We start from the raw sequence: 3,229 nt of genomic DNA, 5'->3' as shown, positions 1-3,229 counted from the left end.
GGGCGACCACGATCCGGTCGGGGAAGTCGGCGTGCAGCACGGCCAGGCCGTAGGTGCCTTCCACCCGGCGCAGCGCCTCGCTCACCCGGCCCTCGAGGGTGTCCGCCCCTGACCTGGCAACCAGGTGCGCGATCACCTCGGTGTCGGTGTCGGACACGAGGTCCACGCCGGCCTCGGTGAGGTCGGCGCGCAGCGCGGCGGCGTTGTCGATGATCCCGTTGTGAACCACGGCGACGTCGCCCTTGGCGTCCACGTGCGGGTGCGCGTTGACGTCGTTGGCCGGCCCGTGGGTGGCCCACCGGGTGTGCCCGATGCCGACCTTGCCCCCGAACCGCTTGGGCAGCTCGGCCTCCAGGTCACGCACCCGGCCGGCCTTCTTGACGACCTTGAGTCCCTTGCCCGAGCTGAGCACGGCCAGGCCGGCCGAGTCGTAGCCCCGGTGCTCGAGGCGGCCGAGCCCCTCGAGGAGGAGCGGTGCTGCCTGCTGGCCTCCGATGTAGCCGACGATCCCGCACATCTGTGTGTCCTCTGTCCTGTAGGTGTCCTGGAGGTGGCTCAGCCGTAGACGATCCGGCGCAGCTGCCGTTCGGTGAGCTCGGGTGCCGCGACCACGCGGGCCGCCAGCTCCGCGCGGAGCTGGGCGAAGATCTCGGGGTTCTTGGCGCCGTACGTCTTCAGCTCCGCGTGCCGGCGGCGCACGTAGTCCTCGACGGTCTCGGACAGGAACGCCACGACGTCCTCCACCACCCGGGCCGCCTCGGCCTCGGACAGGCCCGTGGTCGCCGCCACGTGACTGACCAGGTCCCGATCTCGCCACACACGACCAGAGAACGGGACCGGCGGGAGATGCGCAAGTTCCTGCCCGAATTCGGGCAGAACCCGGCGTTCGTTTCGGTGATTGCTGCGCGGAACAGCCTCGTGGGGTAGCCTAGGTGAACACAAAGTGAACGAAAGGTGTCCAACCATGGAAGCACAGGTGGCCAACGGCCTCACCATGCGCTGGATCCCGGTCGTTGACGCCTCCGGCCGGACCCGGATGGAGGCGGTCTGGATCTCCGAGACCGCCGCCGCCGACGTGCCGGCGGCGACGACGTACGCCGCCTGATCCCAGCCCACGAGGAAGGCCCCGCCGCTCGGCGGGGCCTTCGTCGTGACGGGAACTTCTCTCGGCCCCCGGGAATGAAACCGGACCACGGTCCGTTATGGGTGGTTGAAGAGTGAACCACTCTTACCCGCACACCTCAGGAGGACCACCCATGAGCAGCAGCACCTTCGACACCCCCACCGCCCACCTGGACGACATCAGCGGCGACTACACGATCGACCCCTCGCACAGCCGGCTCGGCTTCGTCGCCCGGCACGCGATGGTGACCAAGGTCCGCGGCGAGTTCCGCGACTACTCCGGCACCGCGCACATCGACGCCGCCGACCCGAGCAAGTCCAGTGTCACCGTGACCATCGGCGCCGGCTCGGTCTCCACCGGCAGCGCGGACCGCGACGGCCACCTGGTCTCCCCCGACTTCTTCGACGCCGAGACCTACCCCGAGCTCACCTTCGTCTCGACGTCGGTCGAGCGCGACGGGGACGAGTGGTCGATCACCGGCGACCTGACCATCAAGGGCACCGCCAAGCCGGTCACCATCGTCTTCGAGCAGACCGGATCCGCCCAGGACCCGTTCGGCAACGTCCGGGTCGGCTTCGAGGGCGACGTCACCGTCAGCCGCAAGGACTGGGGCCTCACCTGGAACGCCGCGCTCGAGACCGGCGGCGTGCTCGTCTCCGAGAAGGTCAAGCTCGAGTTCGACATCAGCGCCATCCGCAACGCCTGAGCCCGGCTGAGCCCGGCTGAGCCGGCGTCGCCCGCCGACCGTGCCACAGCACCGTCGGCGGGCAGGCGTCGCGGCGGAAAACCTGAGGCGCGGACCGCCGGCGGTTCGGTAGGAAGTGCGTCATGACGTCGCCGACCCTCACCCTGCCCCCGGGCCTCTCCACTCGTCCCGTCGAGATGACGGACGCGCCCGCCGTCACCGCCCTCGTCGCCGCGGAGGAGCTCCTCGACATCGGTGAGGTGGCCATCGAGGAGGCCGACTACGTCTCCGACTGGCAGAAGCCGTCGTTCGACCTGGCCAGCCAGACCATCAGCGTGTGGGACGGCGACCGGGTGGTGGGGTTCGCGCAGGTCGAGGCCGACCGTGGTGACGCCGCCGTCCACCCGGACTACCGCCGCCGCGGCATCGGCACGGCACTCGCCACCTGGATGCAGCAGACGGCCCGAGCAGGCGGCAGCACGGTGATCGGTGCCCCCGTCCCGCAGGGCAAGGCGGGGGACCAGCTCCTGGAGAAGCTCGGCTACCGCGTGCGCTGGCAGAGCTGGGTGCTCGAGCTCCTCGACGGCGCGACCATCCCGGAGCGGCCGTTGCCGGAGGGCTACACCGTGCGCGAGGCGCGTCCCGACGAGCACGAGGCGGTGTGGACGGTCACCGAGGACGCCTTCCTGGAGTGGTCGGAGCGGAAGCGGCAGGCGTTCGAGGACTGGCAGGCGACGGTGCCCGGGCGTCCCGGCTTCGAGCCGTGGAACATCCGGGTGGTGATCGACCCGACGGGCGAGGTGGTGGCCACCGCCAACGTCCACCTCAACCGGGACGGCGAGCGGGTCGGGGCCTACATCGACCGCCTGGCGACCCGCAAGGACCAACGGCACAAGGGGATCGCGCAGGCGCTGCTGGTCGACTCGTTCGCGGTCGCCCGCTCGCACGGCGCCGTCCGCTCCGAGCTGTCGACGGACTCCCGGACCGGCGCGCTCGGCCTCTACGAGAAGGTCGGCATGTCGGTGACCTCGGTGTGGGTGAACCGCGCCAAGGATCTCTAGCCGCAAAGTAGAACGTGTTCTAGTCTGCGTCGGTGGCCCGCACCAGCTTCGTCGTCCGCTACGACTTCCGCGCGCCCGGCGCCTCGCCGGAGCAGCGGCGCGAGGTGTTCGGGCGGGCGCTCGAGCAGGCGGCGTACGCCGAGGCGCACGGCCAGCAGGCGCTGATGCTGTCCGAGCACCACGTCTCGCCCGACGGCTACCTGCCGAGTCCGATCCCGGTGGCCGCCGCCTTCGCCGCGGTGACCTCCACGATCCCGATCTCGGTCGCGGCGCTGCTGGTCAACCTCTACGACCCGATCCGGCTCGCGGAGGAGATCGCGGTGGTCGACCACCTGTCGGGTGGGCGGGTCAACTACACGC

Annotated in this window: 5 protein-coding genes and 1 pseudogene; 4 read left to right on the top strand and 2 right to left on the bottom strand. The window is 70.6% G+C overall.

Annotation, left to right across the window (positions count from 1 at the left end; genetic code table 11):
- Together JHD21_RS21590 and JHD21_RS21585 are read right to left on the bottom strand one after the other, a co-directional pair.
- Positions 1–517 (bottom strand): annotated as a pseudogene (locus JHD21_RS21590) (glutamine--fructose-6-phosphate aminotransferase); the annotation flags it as partial.
- Positions 518–555: 38 nt separating this feature from the next.
- Positions 556–789 carry a hypothetical protein gene (locus JHD21_RS21585; protein WP_292679581.1) on the bottom strand — a complete coding sequence of 78 codons (234 nt, stop codon included), beginning with the start codon at positions 787–789 and terminating at the stop codon, positions 556–558.
- Between the two features lie 175 nt (positions 790–964).
- Here JHD21_RS21585 and JHD21_RS21580 point away from each other — a divergent pair, with 175 nt between their 5' ends.
- The 4 genes from JHD21_RS21580 to JHD21_RS21565 form a co-directional block, all read left to right on the top strand.
- Positions 965–1,105: a hypothetical protein gene (locus tag JHD21_RS21580; RefSeq protein ID WP_292679579.1), complete on the top strand. Its 141-nt coding sequence runs from the start codon at positions 965–967 to the stop codon at positions 1,103–1,105.
- 151 nt (positions 1,106–1,256) lie between these two features.
- Positions 1,257–1,829 (top strand): YceI family protein, encoded by a 573-nt coding sequence (locus JHD21_RS21575; protein ID WP_292679577.1) that lies wholly within the window; start codon positions 1,257–1,259, stop codon positions 1,827–1,829.
- 122 nt (positions 1,830–1,951) lie between these two features.
- On the top strand, positions 1,952–2,869 hold the full coding sequence (locus tag JHD21_RS21570) for a GNAT family N-acetyltransferase (RefSeq protein WP_292679575.1): 918 nt from the start codon (positions 1,952–1,954) through the stop codon (positions 2,867–2,869).
- Positions 2,870–2,901: 32 nt separating this feature from the next.
- A partial coding sequence (locus JHD21_RS21565) for an LLM class flavin-dependent oxidoreductase (protein WP_292679573.1) occupies positions 2,902–3,229 on the top strand: 328 nt, incomplete at its 3' end.

Origin of the sequence: Nocardioides sp. (genome assembly GCF_016462705.1) — a bacterium.
Classification (GTDB): domain Bacteria; phylum Actinomycetota; class Actinomycetes; order Propionibacteriales; family Nocardioidaceae; genus Nocardioides.
This window is presented reverse-complemented; position numbering and strand designations above follow the sequence as displayed.

Excerpts from the sequence above, each read along its gene's own strand:
- JHD21_RS21580 (WP_292679579.1), top strand. The coding sequence starts at position 965 with ATGGAAGCACAGGTGGCCAACGGCCTCACCATGCGCTGGATCCCGGTC.
- JHD21_RS21575 (WP_292679577.1), top strand. The coding sequence starts at position 1,257 with ATGAGCAGCAGCACCTTCGACACCCCCACCGCCCACCTGGACGACATC.
- JHD21_RS21570 (WP_292679575.1), top strand. The coding sequence starts at position 1,952 with ATGACGTCGCCGACCCTCACCCTGCCCCCGGGCCTCTCCACTCGTCCC.